A 21613-nucleotide genomic window follows, 5' to 3' on the forward strand; every position below is an offset into this window, starting at 1 on the left:
GGTATCAAAAAATAGCTAATGCTAATGTGCAGAAGCATTAAAAGAAACCCGAGAACGAAAGATTTCCTTACGTTCTCGGGTCTCTACTTACTCAATTCAGTTATACTTACAGAGTAATGTTTCGATTACTCTTCATCAGAAACTACTACTGTCCAGTTTCCTTCAGAATCTACTTCATAAGTTACTGCTTCATCTAATTCATTTCCATAAACATCTGTTACAGATGTAGTTACCTCAACAGTGTCTTCGTCAGATGCGTCAGTATCTAGGGATAATGTAACAGAATTATCATCTGAATCATAAGATGCTGAGCTAACAAAACCCCCAGAGAAGGAATAGTTACCAGAAGTTTCAGCTTCAGTTTCATCTAGTTCTTCATTAAAACTAATTACTACTTCAGAAGCATCCTCGCCTTCTTCTACGTTAGTAACTGCAGGACCTGTAAGGTCAAATGCTAACTCTTCATCGAAAGCTGATATAAAGTTAGGAGCAGCGCTATCTTCTGAGTCTGTTGCTCCGTCATTGATGTAACGTACAGTGGAAGCTGTTTCTACATCAATGTCTCCATCATAAGGGCTAACTAGTGTAACATCAATTGTAGTTGAAGGGGTACCTTCAGCATCTCCATCTAATGTGTAATCCACATCTGGAACAAGTTCCTCGCCATCTTCATTAGTTAAAACTAAATCAGTAGCGGCAGTACTAGCATTGCTGAATTCAACTTCTTCTTCGAATTCTAACTGGATTGTTTCATTGTCCTCTTGTGTTACTCCATCTTCCACTAGTTCTGGGTTGATGGCATCCACAACAGTTTCATCATCTACTAGCACTTTTTCACCATAGGCGTTTTGAGACTCTACATCATCACTGTTGATAGTACTAACACTCAATTGATTGCCATCTCCATCTTCAGCACTGTGGTCAAGCTCATAACCTTCGGCTAAAGTGAAAGTAATTGTAGTTTGACCATCTTCATCTACGCGGTCAACACCAGCAAGCTCTACTTTTCCATCTGTATTTTCTATTTCGAAGTCATCTTCATCAAATGATGCTAAGATGTCATCAAAAGTCATCTCGATAGTGTCAACATCCGTTGCACGAACGTCTCCATCTAGTTCTACATTGTCGGCAGCATCAATATTAATGTCATCAGAGTAATTAACAGTAGTGTTACCAGCAGCATCAGCTACGCGACCAACTGTTAAGTCTTCATCAGCAGCGAATTCTACACCAGACTCATCTACTTCATTTTTGATTTCAACGCCACTGTTGCCATCTACAGCATTAACAGAAACACCGCTTAGGCTGGATAAGTCATTTCCGCCATATTGGTACTTATCTAAATCTTCTACGGAATATGAACCACTTACTGACATCTCTTGGTCGAAGTCCACATATAATGTTTGAACATCTTCTTCAGCATCATATAAAGTGATGTCAAATTCATCGTGTTTAGGGCGAGTAGAATCTTCTACAAAGAAGTCGTATTCTGCAGAACTCATAGCGTTTCCGTATACATCTTCTACATCTTCAACCACTAGAGTATGGTTGCCGTATACTGGAGAATCAAGTGTTAAAGTTACACCATCACTATCGTCATTTAGTACTGCACTAGTAACGGCATCTTCTACTTCATCACCGTCTTCATCTAATAAAGTATAGTTTGATTCCTCTTCAGCTGAATCAGATACTTCTTCATTAAAGGTAACTTCTACAGTAGACTGACCTGTGCTTTCTACTTCAGAAAGTTCAGGAGCATCATTGTCGCTTTCAACTTCTACAGAAGCTGTTAGTTGTTGGGTGTTTTCATTACCCCAGAGGTCTTGAACGGCTTCTCCTTGAACATATAGATATGCTGTTCCGTTAGGAAGAGCTTTATCTTCATCGAAAGAAACTTCGATTTCATTTCCACTTACTTCAACGCTTTTAGCAGGGTTGTTGGAATTTGTGTGGTAGAAATGTTCTTCAGAAATTGCATTGTTCTCTGTACCCGTTAATTCAATATCCTCATCAAATACAAGTGTTGCTTTGTATGGAGTAGCATTTTTAACGTTTACTAATTCAGGTGCTTCCTCATCCACTTCTACATCAAAATCTAATTCAGTAGAAACAAGGTTATAACCTGCATAATCTTCTAAATCATTAGAAACAGTGATTGTGTTTTCGCCTTCTTCAAGTTCACTATAGAACTCAACATTGGCAGAAGTTCCACCATTTAATGGAGTAACGCTTCGAACAAATGTAGAACCATCATTTAATTCAAAGGCGTCTTCGATGTCTCCATCTTCAACTTCACCTGTATCTTCATCTAATTCACCAAAGTCAATTGGTTCACTGAAGTTAACTTTGACAGTATGGCTGCCAACCACTTCTGCACTATTAGCTTCAGGGACTGTAGTATCGAAAAATTCAACTTCTTCTACTACTTCTTCACCTGCAACAGCTTCATCAACTGTTACTGTAACGACATCTTGGTTATCCATATCGCTGTCTAAAGTAAGAGTGACTCTTGTATCATCGGCTGCAGTAGAAGAACCTTCATCAACTTGAACTGAGAAATCAAGCTCTGTACCATTAGAGTTTTCTACTGTGTAGTTATCTTCCTCAACAGCCTCTTCTAAATCAACATCGCCTGAAAGGTCGATTTTGATTTGTTTAAGGTTATCGGCACTTACAGATTCAACTGCAACTTCTTCTACTTCCTCTTCTTCTTCTTCTTCACCAGTGTGAGTTTTGTATAAGAATGCTGCGAAGTCGCCACGGTTGATGTCGTCACCAACACCAAAGCTACCATCTGGGTAACCATCAGCATAGCCGTGTGCTACTAATGCGTTAACTTCTGCTGATAATACAGTGTCTTCTGCATCAGGAAGGTCCTGATCTTCAACGTCAGTGTCTAATTCGTACGCACGTACGATTAGAGCCGCCATTTCTTCACGTGTTACTTCGTCATCTGTACCGAATTCTGTTTCTGATTTACCATCAGTAATATCTGCTTCGTAAAGAGCTGCAACTGCTGCTGCAGAACTTTCTGCTAGATCTTCAAATGGTACTGCGTCAACATCTCCATCTTCAAGACCTAGTGCATTTTGAAGCATAATTGCCGCTTCTCCACGCTTAATTGTCTGGTCCGGGCGGAATTCACCACCTGGGAAACCTGTAGTTACTTCCATTTCAAGAAGTGCATTGATCGCGTCAGCGTGTCTCGTGCTGTCATCAACGTCTGAAAAACCGTCAGTGTCAGCTGATACCGCTGCTGGAGCTACTGCAGAAGCAACTAAAGCTGCTGATGCAGAAGCCGCTACGAACTTACGATAAGACTTTGGATTGTAAGCCATAATTATTTTTTCCTCCCTTTATGTACGTTTTGTACAATTTATTGATAGGTTAGTAGATTAGTAAACCTACTAACCTTAATCACAAATTAATAGTTTCAATGGTCCACCTTGTCATGAACCAAAGAAGTCGGTACTTCTTGCCATGATTATGTCATGGTTGTTACTGATTTCTATCAAAGATTGATAGATAATAATGGCAAGTAATTTTCTAACAATTCTATTTTTACATAGTTGAAACGCTAATGCAAGTGCGTTTCTGGTATTTGTTAGAATTTTGGTAATTAGAATAGCACGATTACAGATATATTACAACAGTATTTCAAGAAAAAGTAAGTATTTCTTGGTTAGTTTGCTGTTTTTTGGTTATTCCTATTAATAATATAGCTTAATAGTAGGGCAGATACAAGCCAAAAGATCACATTTATTTGTGGAATAAAGACTAAATTATTAGCTAAGTTTTGACCCATGAATGTTCCTGATCCGATGAACAGGCCGATGAGTAGGACTTGGCTTGTTAGATCTTGTCTGTTTCTCAGGTATAACTCACCGATATATAAGTAGTAATAAATATATATCGCTAGGAATGCGATGATTCCGATTGTACCTGTCTCTGCCATGACTTTAATAAATGAGTTATGGACAGAGTACGTGTCATGCCCAACGTAAAGGTTAGGGTATCTGGTCACAATGTCTTTATAGTTGGTTGAATAGTTTCCAACTCCGACACCTAGGACCGGATTTTCTTGGTACATGGTTAAACCTGTCTTCCACAAGGTGGTTCTTGAAGCTACTGCTGCTGTTCCCATGCCTTCTGTGAATCGGTCTTCTTCTGTTTTCTCTTCTTCTTCAGGGTCTGCTACTCCTCCCCCTAAAGCTCCTTGCGTGACGGAGTCTGGAATGAACGATTGGATCACGAATACCGATGATCTTGTGCGTTCTTCCACGTCTGGTAGGTTATAGACAACTACCGTCAATAATATTATCGGTATGAGTATATGAACTTTAATAGCTTTTTTGAAGAATTTCCTTGGTAAAAATAGGAATGCCATCAATATCGCTAAAACCATGATCACCCATGCGGATCTTGTGTAGGTAAAGATCTGGTTGACCACTAACAAACTAAATAGCGCAAATAGTCCTAGCTGTAGTCGTTTGTCTTTAGCCCAAACGACGGATAGTAGTAGGACAATTGGTAAGACAAAGTTGATTAAACCGGCCCAGTAGTTTGGGTTGTTCGTAAATGACTGTACGCGTCCGTGTGCATCAATGAGTGCGTATAGTCCTGCTTTGTTTAAGTTCCAGTCAAAGGCGAATTGTAGGACGCCATATGTCGTCATGATCGTCATCGCGATGAAGAATGTGATCGCAAACGTAACGTATTCACGTTTCGTGAATGATACCGCTAGGACGATCAAGAATAAAAAGGCGTAAGATAAATATCTTGCCATTTCCATCGCGGCTGGCGTTAAGGCCTCTGCTTGCGTTAATGAAATGATTTGTACCAAGAAGTAAAGTCCAAATAAGATGGCGAACATCTTAATCGGTGCTTCTTTGTTGATGGTGATTTGTTTATTCTTGTAGTCCCATAAGAACGCAAGTACGAGTAATGGGATCAGTACCACTTCAGCTGATAGTGGGAGTGGTCCGAGATATACTTTTAGTGGGACTAATGGGATGAGTAATAAATGCAACACTATAACATAATATGTGAAAGAATGTTTAAAATTCATGTTAAATCTCCTTTTTGATCTCTATATAGGTGTTTCTTGTCTGTTGACTGAGTCTTTCGACTGAGAAATTTTCTTTAGCGTAGGTGTATTGTTGTTCACCTATGTTGGTTAGAGTTCCTTCATTAAAATGTCTTAATGCTTCCTCTAATGCTTCGACAATTGATTCCACACTTTTCGGTTCGATTACCCAACCGTATTTTTCGACTAATTGCGGAATGCCTCCTACTCGAGTGGCTATTAGTGGTAGCTTTTCACGTGCTGCTTCTAATAATGCCAGTGGAAAACTCTCGCTATAGGACGTTAATATTCCAACGTTAGATAGACGATAAATGTCCCATACGTCGTCTCGGTAGCCTAAAAAATGAATATTTGGTTGGATGTTTTGGTCTTTCGCAAGCTCTTCTAACGCTTCTCTTTCCGTTCCATCACCGACGAGAACGAGGTCGATTCGTTGGTCAGGATGGTTGTCGATCACTTGGCGTATTGCCTGAATCAGTTCTTTGTGCCCCTTAATTGGGTGTAAGCGTGCGACCATGGTGATGACAAATGCGTCTTTGTCGATTGATAAGTCGTTTCGCGTTAGGGTCGATTCCCCTTGATTTTCGAATTTAATGCCATTTAGGATGGTCGTTATTTTCCGTTCGGGTACGCCTAAATGGACGAGGTTGTCTTTAAATGGTTCGCTGACCGCAAAGAAGTGGTCAATCTTTTGATAGGTCCAAAGGTTAAGTCTTGTGAAGATTTTCCCTTTTAGCCCTGTTTTCATAAAGTCATGGATCGGATCACTATGAACGGTGGTGATCCATTTAACGTTTAGTTTATTGATAATTGTCGCGACAAACCAGTTAGCACGAGCACCGTGGGTATGAATAATATCGACGTTTTCACTGATGGTGATTTCTTTCAGTCGTTTTCTCGCCTTTAGGTCGTAGCGACTCTTTTGATTTAAATTAATGACAGAAATACCTGCTGCTTCGGCCTCTTGACTGAGCATGCCTTCTTGCATGACGACAAGGAGGATTTCTCTTTGGGTGAATTGTTGTAACAGGCTGATGATATGATTTTTCGATCCACCTGTTTCACCACCTGAGATGACGTGCATCACTTTCATTCGGTGTCACGCTCCTTCATGCCACCTAGGCTTTCTTGGAAGACTTGTTCTTTGAAGGCTAGGTTTTTCTTATGGGCGTAAAGTAGCGTCACTTCTTTGTTCATTTGCTTGAAGTGGTCTTGGTAATTGTATTGACCTGACACTCGTTTAGTAGCGTCAATCCACTCTTCGGCCGTATACGTTCTGAATACTTCTACGTATTTGACGTTCGGATGTGACGTTAGTTGCACTTGATACTCAGATATTTTCAATAATCCGTCAAAGTCGATGGCTTGTGATTGGAATATTTCTGTTGCGTTTGTTTTTAGGTCGAAATATTTCGTGATATCGACGACAGTATTAATGAAGTTTTTCGGTATCGCTGTGTTAATTTCGTACGCACGTATTAATGGTGTTTCTTGATTTTGTTCCAGGTGCTTCTCCATTGTTGAAGCCAGGATGTCACCGGCTGCGATATGGTCCGGGTGACAGTCAACATGTGTCGTACAGTAGATGATATCTGGATTGATTTGTGTGATAAGATCATCTAGCTTATTTTGTGTTACTTTATTGTTGGTGAGGTTGCCATCTGGTTCGTCTAAAAAGTGTAATTGATCAATGTTAAATAGTTGTTTGACTTGCTCGGCTTCTTGCTTTCTTTGGGCGATGAGCTTGTCTTTACTAGCATCACTGACACTCCCTGCTCCATCCGTCATGAAGCAGACGTGGATGGTTGCAGGGTTGACTTGGTCTTTATATTTAGCAATCGTCCCACCTAGTCCAATCGTTTCGTCGTCGACATGGGGTGCTAGGATGAGGACGGTTTGTTCGTTTAATTCAGTTAACGGTAAGTCTGATTGATAATAATTGGTTAACACGGTTTTGGTGACCGGGCGAATGATTGGCTTCATCGCGCTTAACAATTGTCGTTTCATCGTAATCCCCCTGCATATTCCCCTGCATGCTTTAGTTATAGGGTGTTATTTCTCTTTCCTTTTAAACAAAATCGCTAGTAAAAATTTTGGTAATGCGAGCTGGCGTTTGATTCGCTTTGGATCTGATACGAGTCGGTAAAGCCATTCGATTCCTAATTTTTGTGTGATCGCTGGTGCCCGTTTGACCTCACCTGCTAAGACATCGAAAGTTCCACCGACTCCTTGGATGACGTTTACGTTAAGCTCGTCCTTATGCTTACTAATCCACTCTTCTTGCTTAGGTGAGCCGAGTGCGACAAACAGCATGTGCGGCTTGGCTTCGTTAATGTCTTGGATCAGCTCTGATGAGTCGTCACGATAACCATTCGAATAGCCAGCAATTTTTAAGTCAGGGAAACGTTCTGTTAATTTCTTCTGCATCTTCTGCCCGACTTCCTCTTTTGCCCCGTAAAAGTAAACGCGATAGCCTTGCTCGTTAGCTTTGGCCAGTAATTTTTCAGCTAAGTCAACGCCTGTGACACGGGATGTGATGTTGCCTCGGTGTAGTTTGGATGCGAGAATGACACCGATCCCGTCCGGAATTTGAAAGGTTGCTTGGTTGAGTAGTTGTCTTAGATGATGGTCGTTTTTCGCTTTCATAATTTTTTCCGGATTGACGGCGAAAATCGTTGCTTGATCTTTTTGGTCGATTTTTTGTTCGATTCCTTCTAAGATTTGTTCGTATGTGAATGGTGATACGTTAACACCTAGGTATGTTTCCTTTTGCATAGATAAAACCTCATTTTGTTAGAATTATACAAGTATTAAGTATATCAAAAAGGGTGTTCAATGGAAATAGGGTGTAAATGGACGTAACATGAATGAAATATTTGTCGGACTATTACAATCTATTAATGTCCGTTGTTGTTATGGTACTTCGCTTTCGGTGGACGCTTTCCGCGGGGCACGGCTTCAGCTAACTTGGGAAGAAAAGCGTTTCCCAAGTGGATCTTCACCTCGTGCTATTCCCGCTGGAGTCGCCACCTTCGCTTTTCACCATACAACAACTAAGAGCTATTCTTTAAATCATCAACACTAATCTTTAGAATAGCGATTTATTAAGAAATGGTAACACTTATTTATTATCTTGTGGTTTGGTGCTAGTATTATGAGAGAGTATTGTCGAATTGTAACAAATTATGAAAGTAAGCTTTTAATGACTAACTTTATTTTATTGTGTGCGAATACTCGCTACGGAAATATACTACGCTTTCCGTGGGCGGCTGGTGAGCCTCCTCGATCGTACCTCGCAGTGGGGTCTCACCTTTGCCTTTAATCCCACAGGAGTCTTCGTATATTTCCTTCGCTAAATTGGTACATAATGCGTGTATAAATCAGGTACTTACATGTTCCAGACTGCGGTCGTGTAAACGTCGACATTAAACCATTCATTTCATCATCAGAATGCGTTAGTCTGGGACAATTGTACAAAACTCTCTATTAATAAGGATAAAGGGTGGTTGTGATGAAGATTGTGGTTTCTGGTTTTTATGGATTAGGTAATACGGGTGATGAGGCGATTTTGGATACGATCGTTCATGAGTTGAAGGACAAGCAGGGGCATGATTTGACGGTGTTTTCTCTTCGGCCTGAGGAGACGGCGGAGAAGCACGGGGTTAAGAGTGTGTACCGTGGTTGGCGTCATGCGTTTCGTGAGAAGTTACGGGCGATGCGTCAGGCTGATGTGTTAGTTAGTGGTGGCGGTGGCCTCTTGCAAGATACATATCCGACGAAGATTATTTTTGGACCTCTTCCTTATTATTTGTTGATTGCGTTTTTGGGAAAGTTAATGGGTTGTAAGGTGATGTTTTTTGCGCAAGGTGTTGGTCCGGTTAATTCGCGTTATGGTAAGTGGTTGATGCGAACGTTTGCGAATCGGGCTAACTTGATTACGGTGCGCGATCAGGGTTCGAAGGATTTGCTTGAGAAGTTGAAGGTGAGGAAGCCTGAGACGATCGTGACGGCTGATATAGCTTTTGCTTACCCAGCGAGTGAGGATGATGCGTGTTTGACTAACTTGCCTGGTGAGGTTCAGGGGCAGAAGCTTGTTGGTGTATCGATTCGCCCGTGGTTTGAGGAGAAGAAGTTGTATCAGGAGCTGGCGAAATATTTGGACCAGTTAATTGAGGAACAAGGCTATACGCCGGTGTTTATCCCGATGGAGGGTCAACATGATGTCAAGGCGTCGGGTTGGGTCGTTGATCAGATGGAGCACGGCGATGAGTGTCATGTGTTGGGGCCTGATTTTACGCCGAATCAATATTTACAGATGATGAAGCATTGTCAGTTTGTGATAGGGATGCGGCTGCATTCGGTCATTTTTGCGACGATTGCCGGTGTGCCGATGATTCCGATTAGCTATGACCCTAAAGTTGAAGCGATTGCTAAGCAGATTGGTGTGTGGGATTACGGCATGCGTTTAGAGGATGTGTCGCTTGAGTTGTTGAATGAGAAAAGTGAGGCGATTCATGAAGACCTTCCTGCTGTGAAGCGTCAGGTGGAAAAATCTCGCGAAGAACGGAAACAAGTAGCGCTTAGGAACGTCGAATTATTGGAAGAGTATTTTGATCAGAAATTATAAAGCTTTTTATTTATGACTAAAATGATAGGTAATAACCCGTCGATAATTTTCATTTATGTCGAATTATAATATAATAGGTTTGTTTGAATAAAAGAGAGTGCTTTTCGTTTTTATAGATGTAAGAGGTTGGGACAGATGGGGGCTCTTGATGGTTTTGAGGCGCAGTTGCCGTTTGTACAGGTCTTGAGACGGGGTCTATCGGACATTTTGGGGCGCGATTGCCGTGGAAATGGCCTTGAGACGGGGGCTATCGGACATTTTGGGGCGCGATTGGCGTGGAAATGGTCTTGAGACGGCTTCTATCGGACATTTTATGGTGCAACCGGCGTCGAAATGGTCTTGAGACGGCTTCTATCGGACATTTTGCGGTGTGGTTGCTGTGGAAATGGCCTTGAGATGAGGTCTATCGGACATTTCATGGTGCGATAGCCGTTGAAATGGTCTTGAGACAGCTTCTATCGGACATTTTATGGTGCGATTGCCGTGGAAATGGTCTTGAGACGGGTTCTATCGGACATTTTATGGTGCGATTGCTGTGGAAATGGCCTTGAGACGAGGGCTATCGGACATTTTATGGTGCGATTGCTGTTGAATTGGTCTTGAGACGGCTTCTATCGGACATTTTATGGTGCATTTGCCGTGGAAATGGTCTTGAGACGAGGTCTATTGGACATTTCATGGTGCTGCCGCCACGGAAATCGTCTTAAGACGAGGCCCATGGACTGAAATGAGGCGCGCTCATCAAGATAAGCGTCTTGAGAACCTCTGTCATGACTAGAGTTCCAGCCTCAACGGGGAATTTGATATAGACTTTTTTAGGGTTAGAGTTGTGCGTTTGCACGTTTAGGAGGAAACTGAGTATGCGTATTTTATTAGCCACCGTGTTTGAATATCCTCATATCGGTGGGCTCTCGACACATATAACAACATTGAAAAAGGGCCTTGAGTCTGAGGGCCATGAGGTGGATGTGTTATCGTTTAGTGATCTGCCTTATTATAAGCGTCAATTTTATGCGAAGGGGCCGAGCTTCGGGTTGAATATTTTTAATAAAGGGCGTGGGTTACTTGTTGGGCATTATTTCCGTCAGGTGATGCTTCGTCATATGATTGAGAAGGCTCATCGCAAGAATCCCTATGATTTGATTAATGCGCAGGATATTTATGCGACGTTTGCGTCTGTTGATACGGGTATTCCGACGGTGTCGACGGCTCATGGGTATAAGACGTTTGAGGCGATTAGTCGGGGTTCTGTAAAAGAAAATAGTCAGGCTGCTCGTATGTTGACGAAGAAGGAACGTGAGGCGTACCTTTTAACTGAACAAGTCGTGACGGTAGATTTTCGGATTAAAAATTATGTGAAGGACTTAGCGGGTGTGGATGCTGAACGGATACATAATTTCATTGATGTTGAATCGTTTGTACCGAAGACTGATCAATGTCAGGAGATTCGCGCGAAGTATGGTGTTGATCAGGATGCATTTATCGTGTTTGTGCCACGTCGTTTGACGAAGAAGAATGGCGTGATTTATCCCGCTTTGGCGGTTGCTAGACTGATCCAGCGTATTCCTAATATCCAGCTTGTTTATGCTGGGGATGGGCATGAGCGTGAACGGGTTGAGTCGATTATTCAGTCTTATAAGCTTCAAGATTATGTGACGTTACTTGGCGATATTCCCCATGAGAAGATGGCCGATTATTATGGGATGAGTAACGTGACGATTATCCCGAGTGTCCATGCTGATGGGGTTGAGGAAGCGACATCAATCTCTGCTTTAGAAGCGATGGGTGCGGGTGTACCGGTGATTGCTTCTAAGGTTGGTGGTTTAAAAGAGATTGTTAAGCATGATGAGACAGGGATTTTGACGATTGAAAAAGATGATGAAGGGCTTGCTAATGCGATCGAGCGCCTTTATTTAGATCCGTCATTCAGAAGTTCGCTTGCTGAACGGGCAAGGAAAGACATAGAGAAGCATTATTCTCATACAGCCGCCGCTCAAAAATATCTCTCGATTTACGAAGGTGTTTTAAATAGGAGTGCAGAATCTATAAGCAATCCAAAGAAAGAAGAGAAGGAATAAATTATGTCTACATTAAAGAAGGCTGCGATTTGGACAACGTTATTATCGGTCTTGTTGAAGTTGTTCGGGTTTTTACGAGAGAGTTTGATTGCTAGAGAATTCGGCGCGAACGAATATACGGATGGCTTTCTTCTGTCTTTTACATTTGTGACGTTGATTTTGGCGGTTATTGCTAATGGCTTTAACTCTGCCTTCTTACCTCACTATGTTAAATTTCGTCAGAAGAACTATGAGCAAGCGGAGCATGATGCGACGGCATTGCTCAATCGTGTTGTGTTATTTTTCGCAGGAATCTCTGTGGTCGTTTATTTTCTGGCACCGTTTATTGTGCCGTTGTTCTTTGGGGATATGCACCCGACAACTGAGGCGATTGCCATTGAAATTACACAAGTCTTTTTCATTTTCATGGTGATTATTGCCTTGAGTGGGGTTTTGGAGTCATATTTACAAGCGAGGCGAATTTTCGTCCCGACTCAGATTTCTAAGATTATGGGGACGCTGATGTCTGTTGCGTTTATTATTTTCTTTAGTGATCTGTGGGGGATTTACTCGGTCGCTTACGGCTTTTTATTTGGGACGTTTTTAGGTGTGGTGATTCAGTTCTATTACTTGGTTCAGGCGAAATTCAAATGGCTGCCAAGTTTACAGATGGATTCTGAGTTTAAGAAAGTCTTTTTCGTGTTGTTAATCCCGGCGTTACTACATTCGTCGGTTGGTCATATTAATGTGTTCGTCAATAAATTGTTTGCGACGGGGACAATTAGTGGTGCGGTGACGTATTTGAATAATGCCTCACTATTAATGAGTATTCCGACGACGATTTTTACGACGACGGTGTTAGCGATTATTTTCACGTTGATGTCTGAACGTGCGAATGACGCAAAAATGTTTAAAGAAACGCTTTATTCGGGTTACCAAGTTGGAATTATGGCGTTGGTGCCGATCGCGGTTGGGACGTATATGTTAGGTGAGCAGCTAATTGCGTTTATTTATGAGCGTGGGGAGTTCACGCCTCAGGATACTTTGAATACGTTTGAAGCGTTAAAGTGGTATATTCCGATCATTGTGACGCAGGGCTTGCTCACGGTGGCGATTAAAGGTATGTATGCGCAGGGCTGGACGAAGAAAATCTTGAAGATTAGTTCGGTGACGATTGTGTTGAACTTGATTTTAAACTATTTATTTGTCGGGCCGTTTGGATACCCAGGGCTTGCTTTATCAAGTTCATTAGTGTCGATTTATTACGCGACAGCTGCAACGATTGCACTGTATTCCGGCTATGAGCGAAAAGAGGTATGGCGAATCTTTGCGCTGTTCTTTAAAGTCGCTGTGCCATCGCTAATTATGGCCGTGCCAATCTGGTTGTTACAAGAGTTTACCGGTGTGACTGAGCTCTATTCACTGGTCCAAATCTTGTTGTTAGTACCGGTTGGTGTCGCGACTTATATCGGTGCGCTATACATCTTTTATCGTGAAGGTTTTAATCAGATGATTAACATTATTAAAATGAAATAAGCTAAGTATAATAGAGTGGCCTGTCCTTTTTGATCTGAATCTAAGGGCAGGCAACTTATTCTCATCAATTGGAGTTGAATAGCATTGAGAGCAATCATATATACAATTGTGGTTCTTGGCATTGTTGGGATCATTATGGGAGTGACTTACTACTCGACCAGTGCCCCTAATGAGGCTGAGCCGTTTGCGCTAGATTTTATGCAACTATCTGTGGATGACGAGTGGGTTCAGATTGAGGATTATGACGTGTCTGAGCGTGAATGGGAACACGCGACGGATACGATTTATCGCTATCAATTGACGGCTGATGGTCGCCCGGTCGGTACGCTTAAGCTGACTAATCGTTCGTTTTCGACAGGTGAAGATCATGATGATGAGCGCGAACAAGGATTTTATTTTATTGAAATTGTAAAACAAGGTGCTGGTTCTGGTGTTGAAAATCGTCAGTGGGAGCTAAGTTTTCAGCAGGATATTTCCAATGACATGTTATCTGACTGGCATGATTTTGACGATTTAGAGTATGATATTTTTCACGACTCAACAGTTGGTGTGGATGAGTTAAAAGGACCGGTCGGATTATTGAATATGGCAAGTCATGTCCGTGAGACGTCTTATTTGTTTGGGCGGCAGATGTTGTCGCATGATTTGACCGAGCAGTATGAAGGTGACGGTGAGAGTCGTGTGCGCGTGCTTGATTCGGAGTTGACGTCGGATGTTTCCGTTGGTGAGAATCATTTTTCTATGGATGTGGCGTGGTCGTTTCCAGACGAAAGTGAGCGCTTTGAGACGTGGCTGATGTATGGGGATCAGGCATTGATCGATGGTGATCATGTAGATCGTGCCCAAGAGGATATGCTGGAAAACTATCGCCGTTACCATAAGTGGATCACACCTAACGGGATTTACGCGAAGCTACCATGGTCGGTGGAGCCGTTTGATGAAATGGCCTATGGGCGTAACTTAGGTTATCAGTTCCGTGATGAGTATTTGCGCCATTATCGAGATTACGGTCAGTTTTCTGATTATTTATTTACGTTGAATTCGCTGACGGTGCTTGAGGCGATGCGTGATGAATATGGTGGTAGCGAGCTTGGTTTGATTCCGACTGAGTATACATCGACTTGGTTGAAAAAGCCTTACGGCGTGCACGCACCTTATTTGGACACGAGGCATCTGGAAGGCTTGGGACTATTTTACTTGAAGGTTGAGGAAGTGCTCGGGCTTGATTATACAGATGAGTTTTTGACTTATGCTGATTATTTAGTTGAGGTGCTTGATGGCGATGATGAGGGGGCGATGCTGGATGAGGCAGATTCGGCGACGCTTGATCGTGGTAGTGGCTATGTGATTGAGCTTGATAGTGAGGATTTTAGTGGTTTAGATGGGTTTGAAGAGATTTTTGAGGATTTTGATGTGGAAGAGTTAGATCATGTCAGCGATCGCGAGTTTGATAAAGGGCATTTTGGCGATGATGATGGTGATTCGGATGGCGACGGTGACGCGCGTGATGTGGATGCTGGTTCGGATGGTGACGGTGACGCACGTGATGAGGATGCTGGTTCTGGTGATGACGGCGATGCGCGTGATGAGGATGCTGGTTCGGATGGCGACGGTGACACGCGTGATGAGGATGCTGGTTCGGATGGCGACGGTGACACGCGTGATGAGTCTGGTGATGCTGAGGAGACTGGGGATACTGGTTCCGAAGATGAGGATTCTGTGAGTGATGATGTCGATGATCAGGCTGAGAACGCAGATGCTGAAGACGGCGCTGAAGAACAGTATCGTGAGGATCAGGAGAATAGAGAAGCTCCCCTTGTTGCTGAAGGCAGTGCTACTCTACTCACTGACTATGTCGGACCTGGCATTACGACCACCCCGCATGCGAGCTTGAATCACGTTCTTGCAGAAATCCACTATTTATTAACAGCTTATTTTAAAACGGATGATGAGCGATACTTGGACGCAGCTTACGAGATGAGGCGCGCCGTTGAAATCATTGGTGCTGACTGGGTACGTTTCGATGATGAGCATTTTGGTGACTTATGGTATCAGCTCAATGCCGATCTGACCTTTGATGGCAACGACTACGACTGCTTAACTCTTGAGGATTTGTATGATAATCAAATTGCTTGGGAGCAGACTATGTACGGCCCAAGCGTGGTCTTCCAATTATTGTACGAATCTAAGCTTGAGTCCGGTGTATGCGATCAGATTTAATAGTAGATAGACGGAGGCTGAATTGCTTGGGGCAATTCAGCTTTTTTTATGGACTTGAGGGTGGGTCTGGGAGATGGGGTGAGTACAGTACTGATGACGGTTATTCTAATTGACGGTTTTGGCATTTGGAGAGGTGGTTTCGTTAATTAGAGTGGGGCTATTTGACGGTTCGGACCCGTGGAGAGGCTTTTCCGTTAATTAGAGCAGGCCTATTTGACGGTTGGACACCATTACGAGGTATTTCCGTTAATTAGAACGCTCCTTATTGACGGTTCCATCCCATCGCGAGGCGTTTCCGTTAGTTAGAGCGTGCCTATTTGACGCTTAGACGCCATTACGAGGTATTTCCGTTAATTAGAGCCTGCCTTATTGACGGTTCCATCCCACCACGAAGCTTTTCCGTTAATTAGAGCTTCAATATTTGATAGTTTGGAGCTCTAAAAATGTATAACCGCTAGTGACAGCCTTTCTTCATTTTCAATACTGTGTAGTCGGTGATGGTTTTTTCTTCCTCCTAATTTAGTCGATCATTCAAAGTAGACCCAACGTTTTTGGCCTTTCTTTTTATAATTTTTTTCAAGTGTAGTTCTGATTTTTCTTTCGGATATTTGGTGGTTACACCAGTCGTAAATAATTGGGGTTGTTATTTTTTCTTCTGGAAAGTGAAGTTTTAATTCGTTGACATTTCGGAGAACGGCGGTTGAGGTCTTTTCTTTGTGTCCACATTCTTCACAAATAGATTGGATTTTTTCATGGACAATGGAAAAGGAATTACATTTTGGGCAAATAATACCTTTTCGAAGATGACGATATTCATAGGGTGGTAGGTTGTTATAAGGGTTCTCTGTTGTTTGGAGAGAGATTAGTTCGTCTGCAATTCGCTTGTGGTGTTTATTTAATTTTGATGATATTGAATTAAATTTGCTCAGATAACGATTGATTTGTGGTGGGAAGATCATGGGTTGGCCTTTAGGTGATTGGTATAGCATAAATTCTGGGTTGATGAAAACAACGTTAGCTTGAATGAAAAAGTCAATTTTTTGTTTGTAGAGCAGCTGGGAAAATAGAGATTTACATCTGCTTAGCTGATGCAGAGGGTTTAGGATTTCATAGTTGTTTCTTTTGAAGAATTTGTCATTTTCATAATAATAATCTCCTTCAAAGTTTTTTACTTCGAAAAGATAGAGTGTTTTCAAAGTGATCATGAGAGAATCAATCTGAAAAGTGGTGTTATTTGTGTTAAAAAGCAAGTCATTTAAGATGAGGCAATCACATTGGAGTTTTTCAGTAAGTGAATCGAATTTGACCTCTCCTTCGTAGCCTTTTAATAGGTTTAGAAAGTTCTGCTTGTAGTTGGTGGGGAGTTCCATTCGGTTGTCGAGGGATTTCAAGATTGTTAGTTCCTTGGATTGTGTACGTTTTTTGTAGATCATATCCAACATCCTTTCTTTGATTAAATCTATTATACTTAAATTCTCCATATAAATACATAATTCCAGTAATTTAGAGGAAAATTTTATACTTTTTATTGGGTGGGGTTGGGTGGTGATGAAAAGAAGTGATTTCTAATTAACGGTTGCAGCTTTTGATAGAATGTTTCCGTTAATTAGAGCGTGGCTTTGACGGTTCGGAGCCATTACGAGGGATTTCCGTTAATTAGAGCCTGCCTATTTGACGGTTCCATCCCATCGCGAGGCTTTTCTGTTAATTAGAGCGCTCCTTATTGACGCATCATCACCATTACGGGGCTTTTCTGTTTATTGGAGCTTGCCTATTTGACGCTTCATCCACATCGCGAGGCTTTTCCGTTAATTAGAGCTAGCCTTATTGACACTTCATCCACATCGCGAGGCTTTTCCGTTAATTAGAGCTAGCCTTATTGACACTTCATCCACATCGCGAAGCGTTTCCGTTAATTAGAGCTAGCCTTATTGACACTTCATCCACATCGCGAGGCTTTTCCGTTAATTAGAGCTCGCCTATTTGACGCTTCAGCCACATCGCGAGGCGTTTCCGTTAATTAGAGCTTGCCTATTTGACGCTTCAGCCACATTACGAGGCTTTTCCGTTAATTAGAGCGCTCCTTATTGACGCATCATTACCATTACGGGGCTTTTCCGTTAATATATTAAAAGCCCCTGCATTCGCAGGGGCTCAACCAACATTTAAAATGAATCGACATCGCCTTGGGTTATATAAAATGCGTTCATGTGGTGGATGGATTTGCGTTGTTCTTCCAAAAGGTTGCCGACTAGTGGCATGGGTTGGTCTTTTTCGAAGAAGCCGGCTTTCTCAAGGGTTTGAGCGAACATCGTTTCCGGGATGGTCCAGGCTTGGATTAAGGCGCAGTCGCTCAATTGCTTTACGCTTTGGTGGGCGAGGGCTTTCCAGACTTCCTCGTCGTCTGGGAGAGCGATCATGTCGACGATGGCGCCTGCTTTGAAGCCGTTTTTTGGTTCGGTTTTAAGGATGGTGTAGCCGATTAGCTCACCAGCTTTTTCGGCGATCAAAATCTGGTAGTCATGAATGGGGTGCTCGGCATAGCGCCAGTTCAAGTAATCCTTTGTTCTTTTTACAAGGACTGGGCTCAAGTTACGAGTCTGTTCACAAAGCTCATCCACTCGTTGGTCAAAGACGTCCACCAAACTAATCTCGACGATGTCCGATTTAAATTTCCGGTTCACTTTCGTTTGCCGTCTGCGGTAGATACGGTCGACTAAGCGAAAAGGCTTCAAAAGTGGTAGCTTCCCACTCAAAATACTAACAGGCTCATAGATGGCGACCATTCTGGAGACTTCACCGAGATGTTTTCCACCAGTTTGCTTCATCAACGGCCCTTTGGCTTGTTCGGATGGGAAGCCGTACAAATAAACGATTCCATCCTGCTTTGCACGCTCAAGCATGGCTTCGTTTAGCTGCCGGTACACCCCTTTTCCTCTCGCTTCTGGGCTGACCATGGTGTCACAGCGAAGAGCAATTTGGCGTTCTTCCCCCTTAACATAAGCGTCCAACACCCATAAGGCGATGGAGCCGAGTATTGCTCCATCTTCTTCGTAGACTAAGATCCACGGGTTGTTCTTGACTGGGTGTTTTAAATATTTCCACTCAAATTCCTCAATTGAACGGTCTTTATCAAATACGTGTTTGAATAATCGATTTAACTGGGCTTCGTCGCCTTTTTCAAACGGTCTAATCATAACGGGTTTCTCCTTCACCTTTTAAACGTTGACTAAGTTGGTTAGTGAATGAACGGTTACGCCAAAGAAGGATTCGCCGTAAACGTTACGTGTATCTAAAATGGTTGGAGTTTTCATATTGTCGGTAAAGGTTGATGCCATCACTTCTTTAAATTCTTGGTGATCGGCTAACACTACGGCTAAGTCTGCGTCTGCAAGTGCATCTTCCAACGTGTAAAGCTGATGCTCGAATGAGTGATCCTCTAGTTCGACATATGGATCGTGACATTTAAATTCCACGCCCGGCGCCTTTTCTTCCAATAGCTTAATGATGTCTAAAGCTGGGCTTTCGCGCATGTCGGACGTGTTGCCTTTATACGTTAAGCCAAGTAATGCGATTTTAGGTGAATCGATGCCTTCAGTTAGTTTGTTGATTTTGTCTAGGACGAATTGTGGCATGGAATCGTTAATGCGACGCGCGGTTTGCATTAATGGTGATGATTCCTGTGCTTTTTCAATAATGAAATATGGGTCAACTGGAATGCAGTGGCCACCAACGCCTGGTCCTGGTTGTAAAATGTTGACGCGTGGGTGCATGTTGGCCATTTCGATCACTTTAGATGCATCGATTGTTAAATCATCCGCGATTTTAGATAGTTCGTTTGCTAGGGCAATGTTCACATCACGGAATGTGTTTTCCATGAGCTTGGACATTTCTGCGACGACAGCGTCTGTTTTACGCACGTCACCGTCTACGGAGTTTTCATAGATTTTGGCTGCTTGCTCGGCTGCCTCACTCGTGTATCCTCCGACAATACGGTGGTTATGTTTTAATTCATAGACAATGTTCCCAGGGATAACGCGCTCTGGGCAATGGGCTAAGTAGACGTCATTTTCATCTGGGTTGAAGCCGTGTTCTCTTACAATTGGTGCTACGACATCACTAATCGTTCTTGGTGGAATCGTTGACTCGACGATCACCGTATTTCCTTTTTGTAGCTTTGGCAAAAGGTTCTTCGTTGCTTGTACGACATAGTCTAAATTAGCAGTCTTGTCTTCATAGATCGGTGTTGGTACAGCAATAATGAAGTAATCTGCTTCAGTTGGTTCTGTTGAAGCAGTTAGCCTGCCACTGGCCACAGCTTTTTCTACCATTTCATCTAGGCCTGGTTCTTCTATATGAATAACACCTTCATTAATTCGTTGTACGACTTTTTCGTTTACATCGACTCCAACGACTTCGTAGCCTTCATTAGCAAAAAGTGCTGAGGTTGGTAGTCCGATATAACCTAATCCAATAACGCAAATTCTTGTCATAACTTGTAACACTTCTTTCTTTATTTATTGGAGTTTATTCTTAGAATAGTATACCACATCAGCCAGGCGACTCAAACGGTCAAGACTACCTTCAGTCGGCTTAAAGGCTGACCTTTCGACTTCGAGGATTTCATATTACAATCTTCGTACAAAATCGTCTGTTTCTGTCATTGAATTTTAAAGTTAAAAATTGTTTATTCCTCAAAGATAATTTGATTCATTTATGTTAAGATAAAAGTTATAGGTATTAATAACCTCAAATTGTACTAACTATCGATGACCTTAAGGAGTTTCTTATAAATTTCCTTCAAGCTCATCTGTTTTCTTGTTTCCAAGGATATCTATGCTTTTTAATTGAAACATCCATGGGAATCACACGTCTAATAAAATGGTCCGTTAATCATATAACATACCCTCTATCGATTAGAATTATATATAAAGGGAGTTTAACGAGTACAAAAGGAAAGAGAGCGAAATATATGGCAACATCACGCAAAGATTTAAGGAAAAAACGGTTTAGACGTCGAATAAAAATCTTCATATCTGTGGTGCTGATCTTCGCAGTAGCTTTTGTTGGTTATATTTATTACGAATACCAACAGGGGAAAAGAGCTGCTGAGGCTGAAATGGGTGAAAGTTATGACCCTGATCGGAGCGAAGAGGACCGTGAGAACTTTGAAGGTGCTGAGAGTTCTGAATCCAATGAAACAAACGTGCTAATTTTAGGTGTGGACGCTGAAAATGGTGGTTCACCTAGAACAGACACGATCATGATCGGCCAGTATGACCCTGATGAAGACCGGGCTAAATTGGTCTCAATTATGCGCGATACTTACGTGTCGATCCCAGGTTATAGTGATAATAAGATCAATTCTGCCTTTGCCTATGGTGGTCCTGAGCTATTAAGGCAGACGATTAAGGAAAACTTCGATATTGATATTCATTATTATGCGATGGTGAACTTCAAAGGTTTTGAAAGTATTGTTGATACAGTTTCTCCTGATGGCGTAGAGATCGATGTTGAAAAACGTATGCAGTATAGTGACTGGGCTGGTGAGGTCAATATTGACTTGTATCCAGGTGTTCAGAAGCTAAACGGATCTGATCTGTTGGATTATGCTAGATTCCGTGCTGACCATGAAAATGACTTTGGTCGAGTCAGACGTCAACAGCAAGTAATTTCAGCTCTTAAGGAAGAAATTCTTTCATTCACAGGGGTCTCAAGACTGCCAAGAGCTGTCGGTACGCTTGAACCTTATGTCGATACGAATATGGGGACATCAACGATTATTTCCATTTTAACGGATTATTTCCGTGATACACCTGATGAAATCGAGACATTCCGTATCCCTGTTGAAGGAAGTTATAGTGACGCTAGCTATAATCATGCCGGTTCTGTACTAGAGATCGATCAAGAACAGAATAAAGAAGCTCTTAAAGAGTTTTTAGGTAAATCAGAAGATCAGGACGTTGATGATACTGAAGATGACGATCTATCCTTTGATTAACGAAAAACCGTTTCAGTAGACTGACATAGCGAAATGAGACAAAGATAAAACACCTTCTTAGGCTGCTTTTACTCCGAAATTAATTG

The 21613-nt window shown here is 42.2% G+C and carries 13 protein-coding genes; 5 read left to right on the plus strand and 8 right to left on the minus strand.

From position 1 onward, the window contains the following. Positions 1 to 125: 125 nt before the first annotated feature. The 5 genes from HWQ49_RS07110 to HWQ49_RS07130 form a co-directional block, all read right to left on the minus strand. Entirely contained in the window at positions 126 to 3338 is a 3213-nt protein-coding gene (locus HWQ49_RS07110; protein ID WP_188206912.1) for an S-layer homology domain-containing protein, read from the minus strand. A gap of 344 nt (positions 3339 to 3682) precedes the next feature. Continuing rightward, positions 3683 to 5068, minus strand: coding sequence for an O-antigen ligase family protein (locus HWQ49_RS07115; protein WP_188206913.1), 1386 nt, complete (start codon positions 5066 to 5068; stop codon positions 3683 to 3685). 1 nt (position 5069) lies between these two features. Continuing rightward, entirely contained in the window at positions 5070 to 6179 is a 1110-nt protein-coding gene (locus tag HWQ49_RS07120; RefSeq protein ID WP_188206914.1) for a glycosyltransferase family 4 protein, read from the minus strand. Next, positions 6176 to 7093 carry a PIG-L deacetylase family protein gene (locus HWQ49_RS07125; protein ID WP_188206915.1) on the minus strand — a complete coding sequence of 306 codons (918 nt, stop codon included), beginning with the start codon at positions 7091 to 7093 and terminating at the stop codon, positions 6176 to 6178. Before HWQ49_RS07125 ends, HWQ49_RS07120 begins: the two co-directional genes overlap by 4 nt. A gap of 45 nt (positions 7094 to 7138) precedes the next feature. Continuing rightward, complete coding sequence (locus HWQ49_RS07130; protein ID WP_188206916.1) at positions 7139 to 7861, minus strand: WecB/TagA/CpsF family glycosyltransferase; 723 nt, start codon at positions 7859 to 7861, stop codon at positions 7139 to 7141. Positions 7862 to 8597: 736 nt separating this feature from the next. Between HWQ49_RS07130 and csaB the strand changes: the two genes are divergently transcribed. The 4 genes from csaB to HWQ49_RS07150 all read left to right on the plus strand — a co-directional run bounded on the left by csaB (position 8598) and on the right by HWQ49_RS07150 (position 15526). Then, entirely contained in the window at positions 8598 to 9713 is a 1116-nt protein-coding gene (gene csaB / locus HWQ49_RS07135) for a polysaccharide pyruvyl transferase CsaB (protein WP_188206917.1), read from the plus strand. 860 nt (positions 9714 to 10573) lie between these two features. Further along, the gene (locus HWQ49_RS07140) at positions 10574 to 11791 is read left to right on the plus strand and encodes a glycosyltransferase family 4 protein (RefSeq protein ID WP_188206918.1); all 1218 of its coding nucleotides are present in this window, start codon (positions 10574 to 10576) and stop codon (positions 11789 to 11791) included. 3 nt (positions 11792 to 11794) lie between these two features. Beyond that, on the plus strand, positions 11795 to 13306 hold the full coding sequence (gene murJ / locus HWQ49_RS07145; protein ID WP_188206919.1) for a murein biosynthesis integral membrane protein MurJ: 1512 nt from the start codon (positions 11795 to 11797) through the stop codon (positions 13304 to 13306). Positions 13307 to 13390: 84 nt separating this feature from the next. Continuing rightward, positions 13391 to 15526: an ICP22 family protein gene (locus HWQ49_RS07150; protein WP_188206920.1), complete on the plus strand. Its 2136-nt coding sequence runs from the start codon at positions 13391 to 13393 to the stop codon at positions 15524 to 15526. Between the two features lie 527 nt (positions 15527 to 16053). Here HWQ49_RS07150 and HWQ49_RS07155 read toward each other — a convergent pair. From HWQ49_RS07155 to HWQ49_RS07165, 3 genes are all read right to left on the minus strand, one after another. After that, on the minus strand, positions 16054 to 16959 hold the full coding sequence (locus HWQ49_RS07155; RefSeq protein ID WP_188206921.1) for an NERD domain-containing protein: 906 nt from the start codon (positions 16957 to 16959) through the stop codon (positions 16054 to 16056). 732 nt (positions 16960 to 17691) lie between these two features. After that, a complete protein-coding gene (locus HWQ49_RS07160) occupies positions 17692 to 18723 on the minus strand; it encodes a GNAT family N-acetyltransferase (protein ID WP_188206922.1) in 1032 nt (343 codons plus the stop codon). A 21-nt stretch (positions 18724 to 18744) separates the two neighbouring features. Further along, positions 18745 to 20019: a nucleotide sugar dehydrogenase gene (locus tag HWQ49_RS07165; RefSeq protein WP_188206923.1), complete on the minus strand. Its 1275-nt coding sequence runs from the start codon at positions 20017 to 20019 to the stop codon at positions 18745 to 18747. A 479-nt stretch (positions 20020 to 20498) separates the two neighbouring features. Between HWQ49_RS07165 and HWQ49_RS07170 the strand changes: the two genes are divergently transcribed. Continuing rightward, positions 20499 to 21527, plus strand: coding sequence for an LCP family protein (locus HWQ49_RS07170; RefSeq protein WP_188206924.1), 1029 nt, complete (start codon positions 20499 to 20501; stop codon positions 21525 to 21527). Positions 21528 to 21613: the final 86 nt, after the last annotated feature.

This window comes from Alkalibacillus aidingensis (assembly GCF_014595945.1).
GTDB lineage: Bacteria > Bacillota > Bacilli > Bacillales > Alkalibacillaceae > Alkalibacillus > Alkalibacillus aidingensis.

Excerpts from the sequence above, each read along its gene's own strand:
- HWQ49_RS07110 (WP_188206912.1), bottom strand. The coding sequence starts at position 3,338 with ATGGCTTACAATCCAAAGTCTTATCGTAAGTTCGTAGCGGCTTCTGCA.
- HWQ49_RS07115 (WP_188206913.1), bottom strand. The coding sequence starts at position 5,068 with ATGAATTTTAAACATTCTTTCACATATTATGTTATAGTGTTGCATTTA.
- HWQ49_RS07120 (WP_188206914.1), bottom strand. The coding sequence starts at position 6,179 with ATGAAAGTGATGCACGTCATCTCAGGTGGTGAAACAGGTGGATCGAAA.
- HWQ49_RS07125 (WP_188206915.1), bottom strand. The coding sequence starts at position 7,093 with ATGAAACGACAATTGTTAAGCGCGATGAAGCCAATCATTCGCCCGGTC.
- HWQ49_RS07130 (WP_188206916.1), bottom strand. The coding sequence starts at position 7,861 with ATGCAAAAGGAAACATACCTAGGTGTTAACGTATCACCATTCACATAC.
- csaB (WP_188206917.1), top strand. The coding sequence starts at position 8,598 with ATGAAGATTGTGGTTTCTGGTTTTTATGGATTAGGTAATACGGGTGAT.
- HWQ49_RS07140 (WP_188206918.1), top strand. The coding sequence starts at position 10,574 with ATGCGTATTTTATTAGCCACCGTGTTTGAATATCCTCATATCGGTGGG.
- murJ (WP_188206919.1), top strand. The coding sequence starts at position 11,795 with ATGTCTACATTAAAGAAGGCTGCGATTTGGACAACGTTATTATCGGTC.
- HWQ49_RS07155 (WP_188206921.1), bottom strand. The coding sequence starts at position 16,959 with ATGATCTACAAAAAACGTACACAATCCAAGGAACTAACAATCTTGAAA.
- HWQ49_RS07160 (WP_188206922.1), bottom strand. The coding sequence starts at position 18,723 with ATGATTAGACCGTTTGAAAAAGGCGACGAAGCCCAGTTAAATCGATTA.
- HWQ49_RS07165 (WP_188206923.1), bottom strand. The coding sequence starts at position 20,019 with ATGACAAGAATTTGCGTTATTGGATTAGGTTATATCGGACTACCAACC.
- HWQ49_RS07170 (WP_188206924.1), top strand. The coding sequence starts at position 20,499 with ATGGCAACATCACGCAAAGATTTAAGGAAAAAACGGTTTAGACGTCGA.